At 68.7% G+C, this 23,757-nt stretch carries 25 protein-coding genes; 6 read left to right on the top strand and 19 right to left on the bottom strand.

Features of this window, described 5'->3' with window-relative positions; translation table 11 throughout:
* Positions 1-24 precede the first annotated feature (24 nt).
* The 15 genes from G369_RS0112420 to G369_RS0112350 all read right to left on the bottom strand — a co-directional run bounded on the left by G369_RS0112420 (position 25) and on the right by G369_RS0112350 (position 15,093).
* Entirely contained in the window at positions 25-585 is a 561-nt protein-coding gene (locus tag G369_RS0112420) for a methyltransferase family protein (protein ID WP_019654328.1), read from the bottom strand.
* 29 nt (positions 586-614) lie between these two features.
* On the bottom strand, positions 615-1,373 hold the full coding sequence (locus G369_RS0112415) for an SDR family NAD(P)-dependent oxidoreductase (RefSeq protein ID WP_019654327.1): 759 nt from the start codon (positions 1,371-1,373) through the stop codon (positions 615-617).
* A 20-nt stretch (positions 1,374-1,393) separates the two neighbouring features.
* Positions 1,394-3,466 carry a phenylacetic acid degradation bifunctional protein PaaZ gene (gene paaZ / locus G369_RS0112410; protein WP_019654326.1) on the bottom strand — a complete coding sequence of 691 codons (2,073 nt, stop codon included), beginning with the start codon at positions 3,464-3,466 and terminating at the stop codon, positions 1,394-1,396.
* A gap of 144 nt (positions 3,467-3,610) precedes the next feature.
* Positions 3,611-4,342, bottom strand: coding sequence for an ABC transporter ATP-binding protein (locus G369_RS0112405; protein ID WP_019654325.1), 732 nt, complete (start codon positions 4,340-4,342; stop codon positions 3,611-3,613).
* A complete protein-coding gene (locus tag G369_RS35750) occupies positions 4,339-6,252 on the bottom strand; it encodes a branched-chain amino acid ABC transporter ATP-binding protein/permease (RefSeq protein ID WP_019654324.1) in 1,914 nt (637 codons plus the stop codon). Before G369_RS35750 ends, G369_RS0112405 begins: the two co-directional genes overlap by 4 nt.
* On the bottom strand, positions 6,249-7,277 hold the full coding sequence (locus G369_RS0112395; RefSeq protein WP_019654323.1) for a branched-chain amino acid ABC transporter permease: 1,029 nt from the start codon (positions 7,275-7,277) through the stop codon (positions 6,249-6,251). The genes G369_RS35750 and G369_RS0112395 overlap by 4 nt, the downstream gene beginning before the upstream one ends.
* Positions 7,278-7,408: 131 nt before the next feature.
* Positions 7,409-8,554 carry an ABC transporter substrate-binding protein gene (locus tag G369_RS0112390; RefSeq protein WP_019654322.1) on the bottom strand — a complete coding sequence of 382 codons (1,146 nt, stop codon included), beginning with the start codon at positions 8,552-8,554 and terminating at the stop codon, positions 7,409-7,411.
* Positions 8,555-8,725: 171 nt separating this feature from the next.
* Positions 8,726-9,811 (bottom strand): 1,2-phenylacetyl-CoA epoxidase subunit PaaE, encoded by a 1,086-nt coding sequence (gene paaE, locus G369_RS0112385; RefSeq protein ID WP_019654321.1) that lies wholly within the window; start codon positions 9,809-9,811, stop codon positions 8,726-8,728.
* Positions 9,812-9,825: 14 nt separating this feature from the next.
* The gene (gene paaD, locus G369_RS0112380) at positions 9,826-10,350 is read right to left on the bottom strand and encodes a 1,2-phenylacetyl-CoA epoxidase subunit PaaD (protein ID WP_019654320.1); all 525 of its coding nucleotides are present in this window, start codon (positions 10,348-10,350) and stop codon (positions 9,826-9,828) included.
* Positions 10,350-11,129, bottom strand: coding sequence for a 1,2-phenylacetyl-CoA epoxidase subunit PaaC (gene paaC / locus G369_RS0112375; RefSeq protein ID WP_019654319.1), 780 nt, complete (start codon positions 11,127-11,129; stop codon positions 10,350-10,352). Before paaC ends, paaD begins: the two co-directional genes overlap by 1 nt.
* 21 nt (positions 11,130-11,150) lie before the next feature.
* Positions 11,151-11,447 carry a 1,2-phenylacetyl-CoA epoxidase subunit PaaB gene (paaB, locus tag G369_RS0112370; protein ID WP_019654318.1) on the bottom strand — a complete coding sequence of 99 codons (297 nt, stop codon included), beginning with the start codon at positions 11,445-11,447 and terminating at the stop codon, positions 11,151-11,153.
* Complete coding sequence (paaA, locus tag G369_RS0112365; protein WP_019654317.1) at positions 11,444-12,457, bottom strand: 1,2-phenylacetyl-CoA epoxidase subunit PaaA; 1,014 nt, start codon at positions 12,455-12,457, stop codon at positions 11,444-11,446. Before paaA ends, paaB begins: the two co-directional genes overlap by 4 nt.
* Positions 12,458-12,495: 38 nt before the next feature.
* Positions 12,496-13,806, bottom strand: a complete 1,311-nt coding sequence (gene paaK / locus G369_RS0112360) for a phenylacetate--CoA ligase PaaK (RefSeq protein WP_019654316.1) — start codon at positions 13,804-13,806, stop codon at positions 12,496-12,498.
* A 14-nt stretch (positions 13,807-13,820) separates the two neighbouring features.
* Positions 13,821-14,285 (bottom strand): hydroxyphenylacetyl-CoA thioesterase PaaI, encoded by a 465-nt coding sequence (paaI, locus tag G369_RS0112355; RefSeq protein WP_019654315.1) that lies wholly within the window; start codon positions 14,283-14,285, stop codon positions 13,821-13,823.
* Positions 14,286-14,289: 4 nt separating this feature from the next.
* Complete coding sequence (locus G369_RS0112350; protein ID WP_019654314.1) at positions 14,290-15,093, bottom strand: enoyl-CoA hydratase-related protein; 804 nt, start codon at positions 15,091-15,093, stop codon at positions 14,290-14,292.
* Positions 15,094-15,255: 162 nt separating this feature from the next.
* On the opposite strand from G369_RS0112350, the gene G369_RS0112345 reads away from it, so the two are divergent.
* A complete protein-coding gene (locus G369_RS0112345; protein WP_019654313.1) occupies positions 15,256-15,858 on the top strand; it encodes a phenylacetic acid degradation protein PaaY in 603 nt (200 codons plus the stop codon).
* A gap of 73 nt (positions 15,859-15,931) precedes the next feature.
* On the top strand, positions 15,932-16,570 hold the full coding sequence (locus G369_RS0112340) for a TetR/AcrR family transcriptional regulator (RefSeq protein WP_019654312.1): 639 nt from the start codon (positions 15,932-15,934) through the stop codon (positions 16,568-16,570).
* On the opposite strand, the gene G369_RS0112335 is transcribed toward G369_RS0112340, so the two are convergent.
* From G369_RS0112335 to G369_RS0112320, 4 genes are all read right to left on the bottom strand, one after another.
* Positions 16,554-17,591 carry a VWA domain-containing protein gene (locus G369_RS0112335; RefSeq protein WP_019654311.1) on the bottom strand — a complete coding sequence of 346 codons (1,038 nt, stop codon included), beginning with the start codon at positions 17,589-17,591 and terminating at the stop codon, positions 16,554-16,556. The two genes, G369_RS0112340 and G369_RS0112335, sit on opposite strands and share 17 nt — an antisense overlap.
* Positions 17,588-18,577 (bottom strand): DUF58 domain-containing protein, encoded by a 990-nt coding sequence (locus G369_RS0112330; RefSeq protein ID WP_019654310.1) that lies wholly within the window; start codon positions 18,575-18,577, stop codon positions 17,588-17,590. Before G369_RS0112330 ends, G369_RS0112335 begins: the two co-directional genes overlap by 4 nt.
* Positions 18,578-18,688: 111 nt before the next feature.
* Positions 18,689-19,708 (bottom strand): AAA family ATPase, encoded by a 1,020-nt coding sequence (locus tag G369_RS0112325; protein ID WP_019654309.1) that lies wholly within the window; start codon positions 19,706-19,708, stop codon positions 18,689-18,691.
* 45 nt (positions 19,709-19,753) lie between these two features.
* Positions 19,754-20,770: a S1C family serine protease gene (locus G369_RS0112320; RefSeq protein ID WP_019654308.1), complete on the bottom strand. Its 1,017-nt coding sequence runs from the start codon at positions 20,768-20,770 to the stop codon at positions 19,754-19,756.
* A gap of 97 nt (positions 20,771-20,867) precedes the next feature.
* Between G369_RS0112320 and G369_RS0112315 the strand changes: the two genes are divergently transcribed.
* From G369_RS0112315 to G369_RS0112300, 4 genes are all read left to right on the top strand, one after another.
* On the top strand, positions 20,868-21,728 hold the full coding sequence (locus G369_RS0112315) for a TatD family hydrolase (RefSeq protein WP_019654307.1): 861 nt from the start codon (positions 20,868-20,870) through the stop codon (positions 21,726-21,728).
* 132 nt (positions 21,729-21,860) lie between these two features.
* A complete protein-coding gene (locus G369_RS0112310; RefSeq protein ID WP_019654306.1) occupies positions 21,861-22,283 on the top strand; it encodes a hypothetical protein in 423 nt (140 codons plus the stop codon).
* A 131-nt stretch (positions 22,284-22,414) separates the two neighbouring features.
* Positions 22,415-22,960: a DNA-deoxyinosine glycosylase gene (locus tag G369_RS0112305; protein WP_020723048.1), complete on the top strand. Its 546-nt coding sequence runs from the start codon at positions 22,415-22,417 to the stop codon at positions 22,958-22,960.
* Between the two features lie 12 nt (positions 22,961-22,972).
* A complete protein-coding gene (locus G369_RS0112300) occupies positions 22,973-23,749 on the top strand; it encodes a class I SAM-dependent methyltransferase (RefSeq protein WP_019654304.1) in 777 nt (258 codons plus the stop codon).
* Positions 23,750-23,757: the final 8 nt, after the last annotated feature.

Genomic DNA, 23,757 nt, shown 5'->3' with positions numbered 1-23,757 from the left:
CCTTCTCGAGCGGGGCGGCAGCCCCTAGAACAGGAACGGAATGAAGCGCCGCGTGCCGCGCATGTATGCACGGTAGTCGTCGCCGAAGTGCGCGATGCATTCCTGCTCGTCGCGCAGCGCCGTCATGAACAGCAGCACCGTGGCCGCCAGCACCAGCGCGAGCGTGAGCCAGCTGAACTGCTTCATGAAGGCGCCCCATGCCAGCAGCAGCAGCGCCGTGTACATGGGGTGGCGGATGTAGCGGAACGCGCCGCTGCTGACGATGGCCGAGGTCTTCTCGAAGCCGTAGAGCGCCGGATCGTCGTTGCGCGCGTCGCTGGGCTTGCCCTGGGCCTTGAGCAGCCGCACCGCGTGGATCGGCAGCCAGATCGACAGCACGAAGAAGAGCGAGGAAACGATCTGCCGGGGCGAGAACGGATCGTCGTGCCACCAGGGCAGGTTCAGCACGATCAGCACCAGCATGCACTCCCACGCGAAGAAGCGGTAGAAGCCGTGCGAGCCCGGCTGGCTCAGCGGGCCGCGCGACACGTACACCAGCGCGGCAGTGCCGGCGACGAGAAGGAATATCTGGATCCAGAAGAGCATGGCCGGCGAATTTACACGGCCCGCGGGCTTCAGCCCGAAATGGAGAAGCCGCCGTCTACGGGTATTGCGGTGCCGGTCACGTAGTCTGACGCTGCGCTCGCGAGGAACACGGCGGTGCCGGCGATGTCGGCCGGCTGGCCCCAGCGGCCAGCGGCGGCGCGGGCGTTCACCCGTTCGTAGAGGCCCGGCACCTGGCTGCGCGCGCCGTCGGTCAGCTCGGTCTCGAACCAGCCGGGCAGGATCGCGTTGACCTGGATGTTGTCGGGAGCCCACGAGAGCGCCGTCGACTTGGTGAGCTGCACGATGCCTGCCTTGCTCGCCGCATAGGCCGGCGCGTAGGCCGCGCCGAAGATCGACATCATCGAGCCGATGTTGATGATCTTTCCGCCGCCCGCGGCCTTCAGATGCGGGTGCGCGGCACGGCTGCAAAGGAAGGCGCTGGTGAGGTTGGTGTTCATCACCTTGTGCCAGTCGTCCAGCGGGAGCTGGTCGACCGGCTTGCGGATGTTGGTGCCGGCGTTGTTGACGAGGATGTCGAGCCGGCCGGCGCGCGCGGCGGCTTCGTCGAACAGCTTCTGCACCGAGGCCTCGTCGCTCACGTCGGCCTCCAGCGCGAAGCTGTCGCTGCCGAGCGCCTTCAGTGCCTCGACCGCCGCGGCCGACTTCTGCGCATTGCGCGCGGCCACGATGACGCGGGCGCCGGCCCTGGCAAGGCCCCGGGCCATGCCGAGGCCGATGCCCCCGTTGCCGCCCGTGACGAGCGCTACCTTGCCGGTGAGGTCGAACATGGAGGACGAGGAAGATTGCATCAGGCGTTGGCCGAGGCTGCAGAGGCTTCGGGCTTCTTGGAGACGAGGGTCAGGATATCGTAGCTGGCGACCAGCTCGCCGTCCTGGTTGGTCACCTCTACGTCCCATGCCACCACACCCTGGCCCTGGCCGCTTGCGTCCTTCTTGTTGCGGTCGATCTTGCGCTTGCAGGTCAGGCGCGCGCGGATGGTGTCGCCGATGCCCACGGGCTTGGTGAAGCGCAGCGTGTCGAGGCCGTAGTTGGCCAGCACCGGCCCCGGCGAGGGCGACACGAACAGGCCCGCCGCCGCCGACAGCACGAAGTAGCCGTGCGCGATGCGCTTGCCGAAGGGCGACTCCCTGGCCGCCACTTCGTCGAAGTGCATGTAGAAGTAGTCGCCCGAGATGCCGCCGAAGGCCACGATGTCGGCCTCGCTCACCGTGCGGCGGTGCGTGAGCAGCGAGTCGCCGACGCGCAGGTCCTCGAAGTAGCGGCGGAAGGGATGCACCTCGCTCTCGCGCACGGCCGCGCCGCGCACGTGCTCGCCGGTGATGGCGGCCAGCATGGTGGGCGAGCCCTGCACGGCGGTGCGCTGCAGGTAGTGCTTCACCGCGCGCAGGCCGCCCAGTTCCTCGCCGCCGCCCGCGCGGCCCGGGCCGCCGTGCTTGAGCTGCGGCAGCGGCGAGCCGTGGCCGGTCGATTCGGCAGCGGCCTCGCGGTCGAGCACCAGCAGGCGGCCGTGCCATGCGGCAGCCACCGGGATCGCCTTGGCAGCGGTGGCCGGGTCGCGGGTGACCAGCGTGCCGACCAGGCTGCCCCGGCCGCGCGCGGCCAGCGCCAGCGCCTCGTCGATGCCGTCGTAGGGCATCAGCGTGCTGACGGGGCCGAAGGCCTCCACGTCATGCGCCGCGTCGTGTTCGAGCGGCTTGCGGCTCAACAGCAGCGTGGGCGCGAAGAAGGCGCCTTCGCCCACGCCGTCGCCCACCGGCGAGAAGCCGTCGCGCTCGCCGTACACCAGCTCCGCGCCCTTGAGCAGCGTGGCCACTCGCTCGGCCACGTCGGCCTGCTGGTCGCGCGAGGCCAGCGCCCCCATGCGCACTTCCTCGCGCGAGGGGTCACCCACGACCGTCTTCGCGAGCCGCGCGCGCAGGCGCTCGGCCACCGCGTCGAGGTGCTGGCGCGGCACGATGGCGCGGCGGATGGCGGTGCATTTCTGGCCGGCCTTCACGGTCATCTCGCGCGCCACTTCCTTCACGAAGAGATCGAACTCCTCGTCGTCGGGCGTCACGTCGGGCGCGAGGATCGCGCAGTTGAGCGAGTCGGCCTCGGCGTTGAACGGGATCGACTGGCGCACGATGTTCGGGTGCACGCGCAGCTTCGCCGCCGTGTCGGCCGAGCCGGTGAAGGTGACCACGTCGGGCCCTTCAAGCCGGTCGAGCAGGTCGCCGGTGCTGCCGATGACCAGCTGCAGCGCGCCTTCGGGCAGGATGCCCGACTGCACGATCAGCCGCACCAGCGCCTCGGTGAGATAGCTGGTGGCAGTGGCCGGCTTGCCGATGCAGGGCATGCCCGCAAGGAAGCTCGGCGCGAACTTCTCGAGCAGCCCCCACACCGGGAAGTTGAAGGCGTCGATGTGCACCGCCACGCCGCCGCGCGGCACCAGGATGTGCGTGCCCGCGAAGCCGCCCTTCTTGCCGAGCGGGAAGGCCGGGCCTTCATGCACCAGGTTGCCCGAGGGCAGCTCGTTGGTGCCGATGCCGGCGTAGGCGCTCAGCGTGCCGGCACCGCCTTCGATGTCGATCCAGCTGTCGGCGCGCGTGGCGCCGGTGTGGGCCGAGATGGCGTAGAGCGTTTCCTTGTTCGCTGCGAGGAACTTGGCCAGCGCCTTCAGGCGTTCGGCGCGCTGTTGGAAGTCGAGCTTCATGAGCGCCGGGATGCCGATGCGCCGCGCATGGGCCAGTGCCTCGGCGAAGTCGATGGCCTCGGCATGCGTGGCGGCCACGGGCTTGCCGTTGACGGCGCTGCGCAGCTGCTGCGCGGCCTGCTGGCCGATCCAGCGGCCGGCGATGTAGCTTTGGAGGGTGGTGGTCATGGTGCGGGTCCTTTGCGTGTTGCTCCTTCCCCCTCTGGGGGAAGGCTGGGATGGGGGCAGCCACGTCCTCGAAGGCTGCGCGGCGGTGGAGGCCGCCATGCCCCCACCCCTGCCCTCCCCCAGCGGGGGAGGGTGAAAGTCAAGTCACTCTTTCTTGCCGATACCCAGATAGGTATCGATGATCCGCTGGTCGTGCAGCAGGTCGCGCGCCTTGCCTTCGAGCGCCACGGCGCCCATTTCCAGCACATAGGCGCGATCGGCCACTTGCAGCGCGGCGCGGGCGTTCTGTTCCACCAGCAGCACCGACACGCCGTGGCTGCGCAGCTGCGAGACCACGCGCAGCACCTCGCGCACCACCAGCGGGGCGAGGCCGAGCGAAGGCTCGTCGAGCATCAGCAGGCGGGGCCGCGCCATCAGCGCGCGGCCGATGGCCAGCATCTGGCGTTCGCCGCCGGAGAGCGTCGATGCCATCTGCGCGCGGCGTTCTTTCAATCGCGGGAAGATGGCGAAGATCTCGTCCATGCGCGCACGCTGGTCGCGCTTGCCCTTGCGCCACTGGTAGAAGCCGCCGAGCAGCAGGTTGTCTTCGACCGACATCTCGCCGAACAGCTCGCGCCGCTCGGGCACCAGCGCGACGCCCCGCGACACCATGGTCTCGACGCTGGGGCGCGAGACGCGCTCGCCGTCGAGCAGCAGCTGGCCGGTGGAAGGCAGCAGGCCCATCGCCGCGCACAGCAGCGTGGTCTTGCCGGCGCCGTTGGGGCCGATCACGGTGACGATCTCGCCCTCGTTCACCTGCAGGCGCACGCTGTGCACCGCTTCAACGGTGCGGTAGGCGACGCAGAAGCCGTCGAGTTGAAGCAGGGGATGGCTCATCTTGCGTCTTCCAGCAATTCGTCGTCGGCACCGCCCAGGTAGGCTTCGAGCACGCGCGGGTTGGCCTGCACTTCGGCGGGCGTGCCAGTGGCGATGACGGTGCCGAACTCGAGCACCGTGATGCGGTCGGCGAGGTTCATCACGAATTCCATGTCGTGCTCCACCACCAGGATGCCGAGGCCCTCAGCGCGCAGCTGCGCGAGCAGTTCCGAGAGGGCGCGCTTCTCCAGGTGGCGCAGGCCGGCGGCAGGCTCGTCGAGCAGCAGCACCGAGGGTTGTCCGGCGAGCGCACGGGCGATCTCCACCACGCGCTGCTGCCCGAGCGAGAGCGACGCCGCGGGCGTGTCGGCGTGCGCGCCGAGGCCGCAGCGTTCGATCTGCCTGCGGGCCTCGGCCATCAGGGCGGTCTCTTCGGCACGGTCCAGGCGCAGCATGGCCGACAGCCAGCCGCGCCTGGCACGCAGGTGGGCGCCGAGCGCCACGTTCTCGACCACGCTGCGCTGGCCGAGCAGCCGCACGTGCTGGAAGGTGCGGCCCAGGCCCAGCGAGGCGAAGGCGCGCGAGGGCTTGCCCGACATGGGCTGGCCGACCAGCCGCACTTCGCCGGTGGTCGGGTCGTCCACGCCCGAGATCATGTTGAAGAAGGTGCTCTTGCCGGCCCCGTTGGGCCCGATCAGCGCATGCACCTCGCCGGCCTTCAGCGTCATCGAGATGTCGTTGTTGGCCACCAGGCCGCCGAAGCGCTTGCTCACGCCGTCGGCCTGCAGCAGCAGCGTGCCGGCGGCGGGCACCGCGCGCTGCACGAGCTGTACCGTGGTCGATGCGGCAGGGCCGGCACCTGCGGCGCGCGGCACTTCGCGCACCCAGCGGCGCGACAGCCGAGCGAGCGTAGGCCACAGGCCGTCCGCGAAGCGCTGCAGCACGAACAGCATCAGCAGGCCGAACACCACCACCTCGAAGTTGCCGCTGGTGCCCAGCAGCGCGGGCAGAACGTCCTGCAGCTTCTCCTTGAGCAGCGTGATCAGCGTCGCGCCCAGCACCGCGCCCCACAGATGGCCCGCGCCGCCGACCACCGCCATGAACAGCATCTCGATGCCGATGTTCAGGTTGAAGGGCGTCGGGTTCACGAAGCGCTGCATGTGCGCATAGAGCCAGCCCGAGATGGCCGCGAGCAGTGCAGCCAGCACGAACAGCTTGATGCGGTGGCGCGCGGTGTCCACGCCCATCGACTCGGCCATCAGCCGGCCGCCCTTGAGTGCGCGGATGGCGCGGCCCTCGCGCGAGTCGAGCAGGTTGTGCATGGCCCACAGCGCGAGCAGGAGCACGGCCCAGATCACCACGCCCAGCATGCGCGGCGTGGCGAAGGAGACGCCAGCCACCACCAGCGGCGGAATGCCGGTGATGCCGGTCTGGCCGCCGAGGAACTCCATGTTGCCCAGCAGGAAGTACAGGCTCAGGCCCCAGGCGATGGTGCACAGCGGCAGGTAGTGGCCAGAGAGCTTGAGCGTGACCGCGCCGAGCGTCCACGCCAGCGCGAAGGTCAGCACCAGCCCGAGCAGCAGGCCCAGCCACGGCACCAGCGCGGAGCCTGCGAGGCCGCCGAGCCAGCCGGCGGCCGTGGGCGAGGTGCAGATCCAGGCGGTGGCGTATGCGCCCATGCCGACGAAGGCGGCCTGGCCGAAGGAAGTCATGCCGCCCACGCCCGTCAGCAGCACCAGTCCGACCGCGACCAGCGCGTACAGGCCGATGTTGCTGAGCACGCTGACGGTGAACTCGGGCAGCCAGCCCCAGGCCAGCGCGAGCGCGACGATGAAGACGAGGGTGAGCACGCGCGGCGTCACGAGCGGGCGGCCCTCGGGCACGGCGTTCGCGGCGGTGGATGCGGTTGGGGATGAAGACGTCGGGTTCATTCCTCGTCCTCCACGTGATGGCTGTTCAGCGAGCGCCACAGGAGCACCGGGATGATCAGGGTGAAGACCAGCACTTCTTTGTACGCGCTGGCCCAGAAGGAAGAGAAGGCCTCCAGCAGGCCGACCAGCAGCGCGCCCGCGAGCGCCAGCGGATAGCTCGCGAGCCCGCCGACGATGGCGGCCACGAAGCCCTTCAGGCCGATGAGGAAGCCGGTGTCGTAGTAGACCGTGGTGATCGGTGCGATCAGCAGGCCCGAGATGGCGCCGATCACTGCCGCCAGCGCGAAGCTCAGGTCGCCCGAGAGCTCGGTGGGAATGCCCGACAGCCTTGCGCCCACGCGATTGATGGCGGTGGCGCGCAGCGCCTTGCCGACCATCGAGCGGCCGAAGAACCAGAACATCGCGATCACCAGCACCAGCGTGACGCCGACCACCACCAGCGACTGGCCGTTGACCGGAATGCCGCCAAGGTCGAAGCGCGCTTCCGAGAACGCGCTGGTGCGCGAGCCCTCGGCGCCGAAGAAGAAGAGGCCGAGGCCCACGAGCACGCCATGCAGCGCCACCGACACGATCAGCAGCATCAGCACGCTGGCATCGGCCAGCGGGCGATAGGCGACGCGATACAGCAGCGGACCCAGCGGCGCGATCAGCACCAGCGTGGCGAGCGACTGCATCGCGAGAGAGGTGGGCTTGAAGCCGAGAATCAGCACCGCCGCGATGGCCGGGAAGGCCACGCACCAGGTCAGGGCCGAGCGCCAGTCGACGGTGGCGCCGCGCTTCCAGCGCCAGGCCTCCACCACCAGCACGATCACGGCCAGCGCCAGCAGCAGCCACAGCGTGGAGGGTGCCCGCCCGCCCTGCAGCGCGGCCATCGACAGCGCACCGAAGGCGACGAACTCGCCCTGCGGGATGAAGATCACGCGCGTGACCGAAAACACCAGCACCAGCGCGAGCGCCATCAGTCCGTAGACCGCGCCGTTCACGATGCCGTCCTGCCCGAGCAACAGGGCGATCTGCAAATCCATAAAACAACCTTCGGGCGTCGCCCGTGACTCAGTTCAGGAACACCGAGGAACCGGCTCTGCCGGGCCTCTGGTGTTGCCCCCGGTAGGGGGTGGGAGAAGCGACACGAAGTGCGCGGAGCCTGGGGGCGAGCTTATGGTTGGTATTTCCAGGCGCCGTTCTCGATGCGCACCATCACGCGTGCGCGCTGATCCAGGCCCAGGTGGTCCTGTGCGGTCATGTTGAACACGCCGTGCGCGCCGGCCACTTCCTTGGTCTGCTCCAGCGCGTCGCGCAGCGCGGCGCGGAACTCGGGCGTGCCGGGCTGGGCCTTCTTCAGCGCGACGGGCACGGCCGAGCTCATCAGCAGGCCGGCGTCCCAGGCGTGGCCGCCGAAGGTCGAGACCGAGCCCTTGCCGTAGGCGGCTTCATAGGCGGACACGTAGGCGAGCGCGGACTTCTTCACGGGGTTGCTGGCGGGCAGCTGGTCGGCCACGAGCACCGGGCCTGCGGGCAGGAAGGTGCCTTCCACGTCCTTGCCGCCCACGCGCAGGAAGTCGGCGTTGGCCACGCCGTGGGTCTGGTACATCTTTCCGGTGTAGCCGCGTTCCTTCAGCGTCTTCTGCGGCAGCGCGGCCGGCGTGCCGGAGCCGGCGACGAGCACCGCGTCGGGCTTGGCGGCCATGATCTTCAGGGCCTGGCCGGTCACCGAGGTGTCGGTGCGGGCATAGCGCTCGTTGGCCACGATCTTGATCTTCTTCAGGTCGGCGGCCTTGGCGAACTCCTGCGACCAGCCTTCGCCGTACGCGTCGGAGAAACCGATGAAGGCGACGGTCTTCACGCCGTTGGCGGTCATGTGCTCGGCGATGGCCAGCGACATCATGATGTCGTTCTGCGGCGTCTTGAACACCCACTTCTTCTTGGCGTCCATCGGCTCGATGATGCGCGCCGACGCGGCCACCGAGATCATCGGCGTCTGCGCCTCGGCGGCCACGTCGATCATGGCGAGCGAGGCCGGCGTGGTGGTCGAGCCCAGGATCACGTCGACCTTGTTCTCCGCGATGAGCTTGCGCGTGTTGTTGACGGCCGCGGTGGTGTCGGAGGCATCGTCCAGCACGATGTAGTTGATCTTCTGCCCGCCGATCGTCTTGGGCATCAGCGAGATGGTGTTCTTCTCGGGGATGCCCAGCGAGGCTGCCGGGCCCGTGGCCGAGATGGTCACGCCGACGTTGACGTCGGCCCAGGCCGCGAGGGCCGAGGCGCACAGGGCGACGGTCAGCAGGGGCTTGAAGAATTTCATGGTTGGCTTGTCTCCGGGTTGAAAATCGATTGAGGCCTGAAGTATCTCCGTTGCAGGTGTCTTTTTCAGGGCACCCGTGGAGCCGGCGTTGCCGGGCCACCGGGTGCGCCCCCTTGAGGGGGGATCCGAAGCGACACGAAGTGCGCGGAGATTCAGGGTTGGATTCATCTTTCAGCGCTCGTCGAACGACAGCGTGACGCGTTCGGTCAGGGGGTGCGCCTGGCAGGTCAATACGAAACCCGCGGCGACTTCATTCTTGTCGAGCGCGAAGTTTCTTTCCATGCGGACTTCCCCGTCCACGCACTTCGCGCGGCATGTTCCGCACACGCCCGAGGTGCACGAGAAGGGCACCTCGAGGCCCGCGGCCGATGCCGCGTCGAGGATGCTGGGCTGCCCTTCGGTGAAGGTGATCTCGCGCTGCAGGCCGTCGCGCACGATGACGATGCGCGCCTGCTTCGCGTCGCCGGGCTGGGCCTCGTGCACCACCGCGCCCACCTGGCTGGCCGAAGGCAGCGCGACGCCGAAGCGCTCGATGTGGATGCGGTCTTCCGGCACGCCGGCTGCCAGCAGCGCGGCCTCGGCCTCGTCGTTCATCTGGAAGGGGCCGCACACGTAGACGTGGTCGATGTCCGCGGCAGGCACCACGCTCGCGAGGAACTCGCCGATCTTCTCGCGGTTCATCACGCCGAAGCCCAGCGGCGAATCGGTGTGCTCGTCGGAGAACACATGCTGCAGCACGAGGCGCGTCATGTAGCGGTTCTTCAGGTCCTCGATCTCTTCCTTGAACATCGTGGACTGCAGCTGGCGGTTGCCGTAGATCAGCGTGAAGCGGCTGTGCGGCTCGCGCGCCAGCACCGTCTTCATGATCGACAGGATGGGCGTGATGCCGCTGCCGCCCGCGATGCCGACGTGGTGGCGCGCCGCCTCCGGCTCGATGGGCACGAAGAAGCGGCCCTGCGGCGCCATCACCTGGATGGCGTCGCCGGGCTTGAGGCTGGCGTTGATCCAGTTGGAGAACACGCCGCCGCGCACCTTGCGCACGCCGACGCGCAGCTCGCCGTCGTCGAGGCCGGCGCAGATCGAATAGGAGCGGCGAAGGTCCTGGCCGTCGATCTCGTGGCGCAGCGTGAGGTACTGGCCCTGCGTGAAGCCGAAGACCTGCTGCAGGTCGGCCGGCACCTCGAAGGAGACGATGACGGCCTCGGCGGTGTCGGGCTCGATGGCCTTCACGCGCAGGGGATGGAAGAGGGTGCTCATCGCGGGGGGGCGTCTCAGATGGGTTTGAAGTGTTCGAAAGGCTCCTTGCACGCCATGCAGCGATACAGGGCCTTGCATGCGGTGGAGCCGAATGCGGAAAGCCGCTCGGTGCGCTCGCTCGCGCAGCGCGGACAGGCGATGCGCTCGCCGGCGATGCGGCCGAAGAGCCTGATGGGCACGGCGGTGCCCGCGGCCTGTTCGGCATTCAGGTGCGCGGGCGGCGCGATGCCGTAGGCCTTGAGCTTGGCGCGGCCCTCGTCGCTGATCCAGTCGCTGGTCCATGCGGGTGCTCGGCGCAGCGTGGCGCGCGCGCGGCCCAGGCCGGCCTGCTCGACGGCGGCGAGCACGTCGTGCTCGATGGCCTCGGTGGCGGGGCAGCCGGAGTAGGTCGGCGTGAGCACGATCTCCAGGCCGTCGTCGTGCTCGATCACCTCGCGCACGATGCCCAGGTCGCACACCGACACGGCCGGCACCTCCGGGTCGGGCACGTTGCGCAGCACGGCCCATGCCGCGTCGACGCGCGAGGCCAGTGCGTTCATCACCACACGCCTCCGGGATAGGTGCGCTGCAGGTGCTGCATCTCGGCGAGGATGTAGCCCATGTGCTCGCTGTGCACGCCGTGCTTGCCGGTGCTGCGGAAGGCGGCTTCCTTCGGCATGGCGAGGCCGGCCGCGTCCAGCACCTGCTGCATCTCGGCGAGCCAGGGTTCGCGCAGCTCGCTCCATGCGGGGCCGAGGCCGCTGGCGCTGGCGGCGGCATCCACCTCGTCGCTGAAGAAGAGCTCGGGCATGTAGAGCCACAGCTGCTTCAGCGCCTTCTCGGTGCGGCGGCGCGATTCGTCGGTGCCGTCGCCCAGGCGCACCACCCAGTCGCCCGAATGCTGCTGGTGGTAGCGCGCTTCCTTCAGCGCCTTGCCGGCGATGGCCGCCACCTCGGGGTCGTTCGAGGCCGCCAGGCGCTGCCACAGCAGCTTGAGCAGCGTCGACACCATGGTGTTGCGCACGACAGCGAAGGCGAAGTCGCCGCGCGGCAGTTCGGCGATGGTGAGGTTGAAGTAGTCGCGCTCGTCGCGCAGGTAGGCGAGCTGGTCCTCGTCGTGCTCGCGGCCGGTGCCTTCGAGCTTGCCGGCGTGCGTGAGCAGCGCGCGGGCCTGGCCGACGAGGTCGAGCGCGATGTTGGCCATCGCGATGTCTTCCTCCAGCACGGGCGCGTGGCCGCACCATTCGCCCAGGCGCTGCGCCAGCACCAGGCAGGTGTCGCCGATGCGCAGCAGGTATTGCACGGCGGGCGTGCGGTTCAGTTCGATGGATGCTTGCATGATGCTTCCGTCAATGGCCGCTCACATGTGGTCGACCGACTTGGGCAAGGCATAGAAGGTCGGGTGGCGGTACACCTTGTCTTCGGCCGGATCGAAGTACATGTCCTTCTCGCCGGGGTCGCTGGCCACGATCTGGTCGGAGCGCACCACCCAGATGCTGCTGCCTTCCTGGCGGCGGGTGTAGACGTCGCGCGCCATCTGGATCGCCATCTTCGGGTCGGCTGCGTGCAGGCTGCCGCAGTGCTTGTGGTCCAGGCCCGCCTTGCTGCGCACGAACACCTCCCACAGAGGCCATTCCTGTTTCGCTTCGGTGCTCATGCTGCTTCCTTGATCGGTTGATGTTGCTTGTTGGCGTGGGCGAGCGCGGCTTCGCGCACCCATGCGCCGTCTTCCCAGGCGTCGACGCGGGCCTGCAGGCGTTCGCGGTTGCAGGGGCCGTCGCCGCCGATCACGCGCCAGAACTCGCTCCAGTCGATCGCGCCAAAGTCGTGGGACTGGCGCTCTTCATTCCACTTGAGGTCGGGGTCGGGCAGGGTCACGCCGAGGATGCGCGCCTGCTCCACGGTGGCGTCGACGAACTTCTGGCGCAGCTCGTCGTTGCTGAAGCGCTTGATGCCCCAGCGCATCGACTGCGCGCTGTTGGGCGACTGGTCGTCCGGCGGGCCGAACATCATGATCGAGGGCCACCACCAGCGGTTGACCGCGTCCTGCACCATGGCCTTCTGCGCCTCGGTGCCGTGGGTCATCATGGTCAGCAGCGACTCGTAGCCCTGGCGCTGGTGGAAGCTCTCCTCGCGGCAGATGCGGATCATGGCGCGCGCATAGGGCGCGTACGAGCAGCGGCAGATCGGCACCTGGTTCATGATGGCCGCGCCGTCCACCAGCCAGCCGATGGTGCCCATGTCGGCCCAGGTCAGCGTGGGGTAGTTGAAGATCGAGCTGTACTTGGCCTTGCCGCTGTGCAGCGCCTCGAACATCTGGTCGCGCGAGGTGCCCAGCGTCTCGGCCGCGGCATACAGGTAGAGGCCGTGGCCGCCCTCGTCCTGCACCTTGGCCAGCAGGATGGCCTTGCGCTTGAGTGTGGGCGCGCGGCTGATCCAGTTGCCCTCGGGCAGCATGCCGACGATCTCGGAGTGCGCATGCTGGCTGATCTGCCGCACCAGCGTCTTGCGGTAGTGCTCGGGCATCCAGTCCTTCGCCTCGATGAATTCGCCGGCGTCGATCTGCGCGTCGAAGCGTTCCTCGAGGCGCATCTCCTCTGCGGAGCGCACGGCCTTCTTGCCGTCGCCCGCGTCCTTGCCCATGGTGTCCATTGCCTGGGTGTACATGTGCGTGTCCTTTCGGTCGGTGTTGGTAGTGGCTGGTCTCAGCGCGGGCGCGTGTCGATCACGCGGCGCGCCTTGCCGGTCTGGGTGCGTTCCATCTCGTCGGGGCCGTGCACCACTACGCGGGTGGAGATGCCGATGAGCGTCTTCACGCGGTGCTGCAGCCAGTCGCCGATGGCCGTGCGGTCGGCCGAGGTGGCGTCGGCGGGTTTGAGCTCGCAGTGGATCTCGACCTGGTCGAGCTTGTCGGCGCGGCTCACGTGAACCTGGTAGAGGCCCGAGAGCGCCTGGTGCGCGAGCACGATCTCCTCCACCTGCGTGGGGAATACGTTGACGCCGCGGATGATCATCATGTCGTCGCTGCGCCCGACGATCTTGCCCATGCGGCGGAACGAGCGCGAGGTGGGCGGCAGGAGGCGCGTGAGGTCGCGCGTGCGGTAGCGCACGATCGGCATGGCCTCCTTGCTCAGCGAGGTGAAGACGAGCTCGCCTTCCTCGCCGTCGGCCTTCAGCTCGCCGGTCTCCGGGTCGATGATCTCGGGGTAGAAGTGGTCTTCCCAGATCACGGGGCCGTCCTTGCTCTCCACGCATTCGCTGGCGACGCCCGGGCCCATCACTTCGCTGAGACCGTAGATGTCGACCGCGTCGATGCCGGCGCGGGCCTCGATGTCGCGGCGCATCGCCTCGGTCCATGGCTCGGCGCCGAAGATGCCGACCTTGAGCGAGCTCTCCTTCGGATCGAGCCCCTGGCGCTCGAACTGCTCGATGATCACCTGCATGTAGCTGGGCGTGACCATGATGATGTTCGGCTTGAAGTCCTGGATGAGCTGCACCTGCTTCTCGGTCTGGCCGCCCGACATGGGGATGACGGTGCAGCCCGCGCGCTCGGCACCGTAGTGCGCGCCCAGGCCGCCGGTGAAGAGCCCGTAGCCGTACGACACGTGCACCATGTCGCCGGGCCGTCCGCCCGCGGCGCGGATGGAGCGGGCGACGAGGTCGGCCCAGGTGTCGATGTCCTTGAGGGTGTAGCCCACCACGGTCGGCTTGCCGGTGGTGCCCGACGATGCATGGATGCGTGCCACCTTCTCGCGCGGCACGGCGAACATGCCGAAGGGGTAGTTGTCGCGCAGGTCGCTCTTCACCGTGAACGGGAACTTCGACAGGTCGGCCAGCGACTTCAGGTCGTCCGGGTGCACGCCCTTGGCGTCGAAGGCCTTGCGGTAGTGCGGCACGTTCTCGTAGGCGCGCTGCAGCGTGGCGCGCAGGCGTGCGAGCTGCAGCGCGGCGATCTCGTCGCGGCTGGCGGTTTCGATGGGATCGAGCTCGCCGGGGGCGGGGCGCTTGACTGTCATGGTGTGTTGTCTCCTCAGGCGGCTGCAGCGGCAGGCGGAACGGCCGGGCGGCCCTTGGCGGTGTAGGAGCGGCCGCGGAAGATCGCGATGCGCTCGCCGCGCTGGTTGGTGATTTCGGTGTCGTACACGCCGGTGCGGCCGGCCTTCGACACCTCTTGGCAGCGCGCGGTGAGCACGTCGCCTTCACGCGCGGGGGCGATGAAGTCGATGGCGAAGCCCGAGGCCACGGTCAGCTCGTCGTACGAGTTGCAGGCGAAGGCGAAGGTGGAGTCGGCCAGCGTGGCCATGAAGCCGCCGTGGCAGATCGCGTGGCCGTTGAGCATGTCGGGGCGCACGCGCATCTCGATGGTGGCCTGGCCGGGGCCGACCTCCACGATGCGCATGCCCAGGCCCTTGCTGGCGTTGTCGTTGGCGAACATGCCGTCGCGGACGTATTCGGCCGTCTGCTGGGGCGTGCGTTGCTGGTTGTTGTCGGTCATGGCTTCAGCGGTCCTTGAAGACGGGCGCGCGCTTGGCGCGGAAGGCCTCGACGCCTTCGCGGTAGTCGTCGGCATTGCCCATCTCGCGCTGGATGCGGGCTTCCTCGGCCAGGGCCGCGCCCAGGTCCATGTGCTGCGCGGCGGCCATGGCCTCGCGGGTGGCGACCAGGGCGCGCGTGGGCATGCCGGCAAGCTTCGACGCGAGTGCGGCCGCCGTTTCGGCGAGCGCTGCGTCGTCCACGCACTGCCAGATCAGGCCGATGCGCGCGGCTTCCTCGGCGGGCAGCTTGTCGCCCAGCATCGCGATGCCCAGCGCGCGCGCCGAACCAACCAGGCGCGGCAGCAGCCAGGTGCCGCCGGTGTCGGGCACGAGGCCGATCTTGGTGAAGGCCTGGATGAAGCTGGCCGAGCGCGCGGCCACCACGAGGTCGCAGCACAGCGCGAGGTTCGCGCCCGCGCCGGCGGCCACGCCGTTGACGGCAGCGATCACCGGCACCGGCATCGAGCGCAGCCGTGCGACCAGGGGGGCGTAGTAGGCAGAGATGACGTGGCCCAGGTCCTTGGGCGCAGCGCCGGGCGTCGGGTCGGGTGCGACCGACGGGTCGGCCAGGTCCTGACCCGCGCAGAAGGCGCGGCCGGCACCCGTGAGCACCACGCAGCGCACGCTCGCGTCGTTCGCCGCGGCCTCCAGCTCCGCCATCAGCGCTTCATGCAGTTGGGTCGTGAAGCTGTTGAGGGCAGCCGGTCGGTTCAGGCTCAGCGTGCGGACGGCGCCGGCGTCGCTGGTGAGTACCAAAGGCTCAGTCATCGCTTGTCTCTTTCATCCTTTGTGGGTACGGGCCGGCGTGCAAACACTATTGACCGACCGTTCGGTTGATTTTAGGATCGACCCGGACAACGGCACAAGCAGGGTTGATTCAGGGCAAACCCTGATACCTGCGACAAGCCAGGCAAGAAGGAGACAGAGCGAATGCCCAGCTATTCCATCGACGGCGTGATCCCGGTCGTCGACCCGAGCGCCTACGTGCATCCCACGGCCGTGCTGATCGGCGACGTGATCGTCGGCCCCCGCTGCTACGTGGGCCCCTGCGCCAGCCTGCGCGGCGACTTCGGCCGCATCGTGCTGGAGGAGGGCTCCAACGTGCAGGACCACTGCTGCATCCACGGCTTCCCGGACAACGACACCGTGGTGGAGGTCAACGGCCACATCGGCCACGGCGCGATCCTGCACAGCTGCATCGTGCGGCGCGACGCGCTGGTGGGCATGAACGCGGTGGTGATGGACGAGGCCGAGATCGGCGAGAAGGCCATCGTCGCGGCCTGCGCCTTCGTGCCTGCGGGCATGAAGGTGCCGGCGCGCTCGTTGGCCGCGGGCATTCCCGCGAAGGTGAAGCGCGAGCTGAGCGACGACGAGATCGCCTGGAAGCTCGAAGGCACCCATACCTACCAGGCGCTCACGGTGCGCAGCCTTGCGAGCCTGCGCGAGGTGGAGCCGCTTTCCAGCGTGGAGAAGGACCGCCCGAGCCTGCCGGCCACCGACGTGCGTTCGCTCATCGCGACGAAGCGCGGCTGAACCCCGCCGAGCTTCGGGCAAGATCGCGCGTTGCCTTCAATCCAAACAACGAAGAACCGAGGAACACGAACCGATGCCGCGTGGAAGATCCGCCACCTACGAGGACCAGCGTGAATTCATCCTCGCGCAGGCCGCCCAGCTGTTCGCGCGCAGCGGCTATCCCGCCACCTCGATGAACCAGGTGGCCGAGGCCTGCGGCCTCTCGAAGGCCACGCTCTACCACTACTACAAGGACAAGAGCAGCCTGCTCATCAGCATCGCGGAGACGCACGTGTCGAAGCTCGCCGCTCTGGTGGCCGAGGAGGAAGCCTCGACGCACACCGACGAGGAGCGCCTGCGCCGCTTCATCTACCGCATCGTCGAGGAGTACGCGGGCGCGCAGGACGCACACCGCGTGCTGACCGACGACGTGCGCTTTCTCGAAGAGGCCGACCGCGAGCGCGTGCTCGACAAGGAGCGCGAGGTGGTCGCGGGCTTCGCGCGCGCGGTGTCGGCCCTGCGCCCCGGTGCGCCCAGCGACGACCTCGCCAAGCCGCTGACCATGCTGCTCTTCGGCATGATCAACTGGATGTTCACCTGGATGAAGCCAGACGGCCGGCTCGACCACGCGGCCATCGCGCCGATCGTGGCCGACCTGTTCCTGGGCGGCATCGGGGCGGTGAAGTCGCCCGAGCCCCGGACAGCCCCGCGCGGCGCTAGAGAATCCGGTTGAACCAGAGCAGCGAGAGCCCGGCCGACAGCAGCGTCAGCACCGCGGCGCCCAGCGCGAAGAGCGCGGAGATCTCGGTTTCCTTCTTCTCCACCGTGAGCTTGGTGCTCAGCGTCTCGTAGACCTTCTTCAGGTCGTTCGCGGTGCCGGCGTAGAAGTATTCGGCGTTGGTCTTGTTGGCGATGGCCTTGAGCGTGTCCTCGTCGAGGCGCACGCGCATCGACCAGCCCTCGAAGCCGATGGTCTCGCCGTCGACCGTGCCCACGCCCACCGTGTAGATGCGAACGCCGCGATCGGCGGCGGCCTTGGCCGCGTCCAGCGGATCGACGCCGGTGGTGCGCTGGCCGTCGGTCAGCATGATGATCGCGGCCGAGGTGAAGGAGCCGGGCGCCACGGGCGTGAAGTCCTTGAGCTTCTTCTCGTTCTGGTCGATGGCCGCGCCGCGCTGGCGGCTGGGCGAGCTGAACTGCTCGACGTCGATGCCCGCGTCGGGGAACAGCGTGGCCAGCGACACCACGATGGCGTTGCCGGTGGCGGTGGCGCGCTGCAGCTGGAAGCTGTCGATGGCGGTCACCAGGTCTTCATGGTTGGTGGTAGGCAGCTGCGCCACCTGCGCGCTGCCGGCGAAGGCGACGATGCCCACCTTCACGCTGCGCGGCAGGTCCTTGATGAAGCTCTTGGCCGCCTCCTGCGCCGCGACCAGCCTGTTGGGCTGAACGTCGGCCGCGCGCATGCTGCCCGAGACGTCCATCGCCAGGATGATGGTCTGCTGGTTCGAAGGCAGGACCACCACCGCCATCGGCCGCGCCGCGGCCACCAGCATCGCGGCCATGGCCAGCAGGAAGAGCAGGGGCGGCAGGTGCCGGCGAATGCTCTGCCCGGCGCCCATGGCCTCGCGCACGATCGACAGGCTGGCGTAGCGCACCGCGAGCTTCTTCTTGCGGCGCAGCAGCCACACGTAGAGCAGCACCAGCAGCGGCAGCGCCGCCAGCAGCCAGAGGAATTGGGGCCAGAGAAAAGTCATGCTGCCACCGCCTTCATGCCAGCCTGGCCGATGCGCGCGCGGCGCTTGCGCAGCTCGGCGAAACGGACGATCGCTTCCACCAGATCGTCGTTGGTCGAGAGTTCGAGCGCGTCGACGCCGGCCCGGGCCAGCGCCTCGCGCAATGCGGTCTCGCGCTCGGCCGCCAGCCGGGCGAAGCGCTTGCGGAAACCCGCGTCATGGGTGTCGACCCACAGCTGTTCACCGGTCTCGGCATCGCGCAGCGGCACCAGGCCCAGGTCGGGCAGCTCCAGCTCGAGCGGATCGAACAGGCGCACCGCGACCACCTCGTGGCGCTGCACCAGCTGGCCCAGCGGGCGCTCCCAGCCGGGTTCGCTGAGGAAGTCGGACACCACGAACACCGTCGAGCGCCGGGGCATCAGCGTGGCGGCCGACTTGAGCAGGTCGGCCAGCCGCGTCATGCCCTTCTGCGTGGGCGCGGCCTCGGCCCTGGTGGCGCGTTTTTCCATCGCGTGCAGCAGGTGCAGCACGTGGCGCCGGCCGCTGCGCGGCGGAATCACGGCTTCGAGATCGCTGCCGTACACCAGCGCGCCTACCCGGTTGCCGTGCCGCGTGAGCAGCCGCGCCAATACGCCGACGAAGCCTGCCGAAATCTCGCGCTTGGCCTTCAGGCCCGAGCCGAAGTCGACCGAGCGGCTGAGGTCGAGCACGAACCACGCGGCCATCTCGCGGTCTTCGGTGAACACGCGCACGTGCGGAACCTGCAGCCGCGCCGTGACGTTCCAGTCGATGTGGCGCACGTCGTCCTGGTGCTGGTATTCGCGCAGGTCGGCCAGGTCGAGGCCGGTGCCGCGCATCAGCGTGCGGTAGTCGCCCTGCAGCAGCCCGTCGAGCCGGCGTATCACGGTCCACTCGAGCCGGCGCAGCGCACGTTCCGCCCCGCCGGCCTCGATGGCGAGCCGGTCGTCGTTCGCGGCCGCGGGGGCCTTGCGCCACCAGCTTTTCATGCGATTCCAGGGAACGCCGCGGAACCGGCCTTGCCGGGCCGCAGGTGTCGACCCCTGCAAGAGGGTTGGCGAAGCGCCACGAAGTGCGCGAAGACCGGGGCTGCGCTCATGTCAGGCCACCAGCTTTTCATGTTCGAGCGGCTTGGGAGGAGCAGGGACCGCGCGCATGATCTTCTCGACCAGGCTGTCGGGCGTCAGCCCTTCGGACAGCCCCTCGTAGGAAAGCGTGACGCGGTGTCGCAGCACGTCGGGCACCAGCGCGGTCATGTCTTCCGGCAGCGCGTAGCTGCGTCCGCGCAGCAGGGCCAGGGCGCGCGCGCCTTCGGTCAGGCTGATGCTGGCGCGCGGGCTGGCGCCGAAGGTGATGAACCGGCGCAGGTCCTTGAGCCCATGTTTCTCGGGCGTGCGCGTGGCCGACACCAGCTTCACCGCGTACTGGATGAGCGAAGGGTCGACATACACGCGCCGGGCCTCGGCCTGCAGCGCGGCGAGCTGCTCGGTGGTGGCGACCGGCGTGGCGCTGACGGGCGCACCGATCACGCGTTGCACGATGACGAACTCTTCCTCGTCGGTGGGATAGTCGACCAGCACCTTCATCATGAAGCGGTCGACCTGCGCCTCGGGCAGCGGGTAGGTGCCTTCGGTCTCGATGGGGTTCTGCGTGGCCATCACGAGGAAGGGGCGAGGCACCTTGTGCGTCTCGCCGGCGATGGTGACCTGGCGCTCCTGCATCACCTCGAGCAGCGCGCTCTGCACCTTGGCCGGCGCGCGGTTGATTTCGTCGGCCAGCAGCAGGTTGGCGAACACCGGGCCCAGCGAGGTGCTGAAGTCGCCCGTCTTCTGGTTGTAGATGCGCGTGCCCACGAGGTCGGCCGGCACGAGGTCGGGCGTGAACTGGATGCGCTTGAACTGGCCGCGCACGGTGTCGGCCAGCGTCTTCACCGTGAGCGTCTTCGCCAGCCCCGGCACGCCTTCGACCAGCAGGTGCCCGCCCGCGAGCATGGCGACCATCACGCGCTCCAGGAAGCGGTCCTGGCCGACCACCACGCGCTTCACCTCATAAAGGATCTGCTCCATCAGTTCGGCCGTGCCGGCTGGCGTGGGGGCTGCGGTGGTCTCTGCTGTGCTCATGCGAAGGGCTTTCGAGAGGAAGGGAAGAGAAGAAGATCGGGAGCGTCAGAACGGCGGCGAACCTGCGGCCGAGGCCGCGTTCTCGATGGGCACCGCGAAGCCGATGCCGATGAAGGTGCGCTGCTGCGTGGGGTTGAGGATGGCGGTGACGATGCCGAGCACCTCGCCGTCCATGTTGATGAGCGGCCCGCCGGAGTTGCCGGGGTTGGCCGCCGCGTCGAACTGGATCAGGTTGCCCAGCTCCTGCTTGCCCTCGGGCGAGCGGAACGAGCGCTTCAGGCCCGACACCACGCCGGCCGACACCGAAGGCCCGATGCCGAACGGAAAGCCCACCGCCGCCACCTGGTCGCCGGGGCGCAGGTCGGCCGTGGAGCGCATGGTGGCGGGGATCAGGTCGTCGGGAATCTTCTGCGCCTGCAGCACCGCGAGGTCGTTCTCGGGCTGCACGCCGGTGATGGTGGCCGGAGCCTCCAGGCCATCGAAGAAGGTCACCTTGATCTTGTCGGCGCCCGCGACCACGTGCAGGTTGGTGAGGATCACGCCCTTGTCGACGATCACCACGCCCGTGCCCACGCCGCGTTCGACTTCGCCCGGTCCGGCGCCGTCGTTGGGTGCCTCGGGCGGCTTGCCCTTGGCCATGTTGCGGCCGCGCTTCTGGATCTTGGCCTCGGGCGTGTTCTTCTCTTCGCCGTAGCTCACCACCCGCACCACCGAGGGCCGGATGATGTCGGCCGCCTTGGCCGCGGGAGAGGGCAGGGTGTTGGTCTGCAGCGTGCGCAGCACGGCCGCGTCGATGTCCTTCTGCGTGAGAACCCTGGCGCCGGGGCGGGGCACCCACAGCACGGCACCGGTGACCAGCGCGGCCGAGAGCACGATCAGCAGCGCGAAGCTGCGGCGGCCGGGCTGCCAGCCTGGTTTCTTGACGGGAGTGCCGGGAGGTACGGAGCCCGCGCCGACCGTGGCCGCTTCGGGCGAGGCCGGCGCATCCGCCCGTTCGGCCGCCTCGTCTGCGGCCGGTGGCTGCGTGCGGGGCGAACGGCTGTAGAAAGCGGGCCTGCGCATCGGAGTACCTCCGGCTTAAAAAATCGCAATCGCGTGTAGAGGAGTTCACAGTAGCACGCTTTCCGCGCCGGCGCATCCCATCGGGCATCATCGAGCGATGGCTACCTTCATCGATACCCACTGTCATCTGGACGCGCCCGAATTCGGTGCGGAGATGCCGGTGCTGCGCGTCCGCGCCGCCGAGCGCGGGGTCGCGATGTGCGTGATCCCGTCCGTGGCCGTCTCCAACTTCGCCACGGTGCGCGAGCTGGCCCATGTGCAGGGCGATGCCTATGCGCTGGGCATCCACCCGCTGTGCACCGGCGAGGCGAAGGACGAAGACCTGGAAGCCCTCGACGCCGAACTGGCCGCCCGACGCGACGACCCGAGGCTGGTGGCGGTAGGCGAGATCGGCCTGGACTACTTCGTGGAAGGGCTCGACGGCGAAAAGCAGGAGCGGTTCTTTCACACTCAGTTGCAACTGGCACGCAGGCACGGGTTACCCGTGCTCATCCACGTGCGGCGCTCGGTCGACAAGGTGCTCAAGCATCTGAGGCAGACGGCGGGCGGAAAGCCGTGGCAGGGCATCGCCCATGCCTTCAACGGCAGCGAGCAGCAGGCCGGCGCGTGCATCGAGCTCGGGCTGAAGCTCGGCTTCGGCGGTGCCGTGACTTTCGAGCGCGCCCTGCAGCTGCGGCGGCTGGCGTCGACGCTGCCGCTGGAGTCGATCGTGATGGAAACCGACGCGCCCGACATCCAGCCGCACTGGATCTACCGCACGCAGGCCCAGCGCGACGCCGGCGAGCCGCAGGGCCGCAACGAGCCGGCGCAGCTGCCGCGCATCGCCGAAGTGGTGGCCGGGCTGCGGGGCATCGGCATCGATGCGCTGGCCGAAGCGACCACTCGCAATGCGGTCCAGGCGCTGCCGAAGCTCCAAAGTCTGCTGCCCGCGTCGGATGGGCGGATATCCCCCGCGTAGGCGGATTTCCCGAGTTGCATCCAGGCGTGTCATCGGGCCCCTTTTGCTGTCATCCTTGAAGTTCGAAGTGGCGTTGGGTGTGCAGTGGCGCATCCGTCACTCCAATATTTCACTCAAAAAAGGAGCCTTTCCATGACCAAGTCCTTTGTTCGTACCGTTCCCGTCGTCATCGCCCTGGCGCTGGCATCCATCGGCGTGTCGGCCGTCGCGCAGACCGCCGCCACCACCACCGAGCCGACCACCACCGAGAAGGTGAAGGAAGCCGGCAAGGACGCGGTGAACGCCACCGAGCGCGGCGCGGAAAAGGCCTGGGACGCGACCAAGAGCACCACCAAGAAGGCCGTGAACGCCACCGAGCGCGGCACCAAGAAGGCCTGGAACGCGACCAAGCGCACCACCAAGAAGGCAACCAACGCCACCAAGACTGCAGCCGCGAAGACCGGCGACGCCGTCGAGAACGCCGGCCACAAGACGGCCGACGGCATGCGTTCCACCGGCAAGGCCATCGGCGAGAAGATCCCGGGCACGGCCGAGAACGAAGCCGCCAAGAAGTAAGTAAAAGAGAGGAACTCGGGCCGCTCCCGGACCTGTTCCAGGACGCTTGCGTCCCCCGCGAAAAACCCGCTTCGGCGGGTTTTTTCGTTACTCGCCCTGGCATGCGCGCGACGGTGGCACGATTGCCGCCCATGAAGAAGGAATCCGTCTTGCCCTCGAACGGCGCTGTCGAGCCCGGCCTGGTGCTCACGGGACTTGCGCCCGTCGTGTCGCCGGCCACCGTCGTGCTGATCCTCGGCAGCTTCCCGGGAGTGAAGTCGCTCGAGCGGCAGCAGTACTATGCACACCCCCAAAACCAGTTCTGGAAGATCCTGCAAGCCGTGTGGCCCGACATTCCCCTTCCCTCGGGCGCCGACAGCTACGCGCAGCGCTGCCGCTGGCTGCTCGAACGCGGCCTGGGCGTGTGGGACGTGTATGCCTCCTGCGAGCGCGAGGGCAGCCTCGACTCGGCCATCCGTGCGCCGGTGGCGAACGACATCGCCGGCCTGCACCTGCCGAAGCTCGCGGCCATCGCGCACAACGGCGGCGAGAGCTTCAAGCATGCGCGCCACACCCGCACGCTGGGCGTGCCGGTCTACCAGCTGCCTTCCACCAGCCCCGCCAACGCGTCGTGGAGCTTCGAGCGCAAGCTCGCGGCCTGGCGCGAGGTGATGGCCGCCCACAAACTAGTCGCCTGAGCTGCAGCATCGATGGCATCGAGCAAAACTCCCGTCTCCCTTCCTGAAGTCAATTTCTCCGACTGGGGCCCCATCCGCTACCTGCACCTCGGCACCGAATGGGTCCAGGGCTCGATGAAGCTCGATGCGCCCTTCGAGATCGAGCTCGAGTACGTGCAGCGCATGATGGCCTGGCTGCTCTACGCCGACCCCAAGACCGTGGCCAGCCGCCATGCCATGCAGCTCGGCCTGGGCGCGGCCACGCTCACCAAGTTCAGCCGCAAGATCCTGCGCATGCGCACCACCGCGATCGAGCTCAACCCGCAGGTGGTGGCGGCATGCCGCGGCTGGTTCAAGCTGCCGCCGGACGATCCGAAGCTGCGCGTGGTGATCGCCGATGCCGCGGCCGAGATCCGCAAGCCCGAATGGCAGGGCACCGTCGACGCGCTGCAGGTCGACCTGTACGACCACGAGGCCGCGGCGCCCGTGCTCGACAGCGAAGACTTCTACGCCGACTGCCGCGCGCTGCTCACCGAGGACGGCTGCATGACGGTCAATCTCTTCGGCCGCTCGTCGAGCTACGAGCGCAGCCTCGAGAAGATCTGCGCCGCCTTCGGCGCCGACGCCGTCTGGGCCTTCAAGCCGACGCGCGAAGGCAACACGGTGGTGCTCGCGCAGCGCACCCCGAGCCGCCCGAAGCGCGAGGCGCTTGCCGAGCGCGCCCAAACGATCCAGACTCGCTGGGGCTTGCCCGCACCGAAATGGCTCCGGGTCTTCAAGCCGTTGAATCCGACACTCACCCGAACCTGAACCCGACC

Origin of the sequence: Variovorax atrisoli 110B, from assembly GCF_000382045.1 — a bacterium.
GTDB classification, from domain to species: Bacteria; Pseudomonadota; Gammaproteobacteria; order Burkholderiales; family Burkholderiaceae_C; genus Variovorax; species Variovorax atrisoli.
Note: the sequence above shows the minus strand (reverse complement) of the source record. Positions and strands in the feature narration are given on the sequence as shown.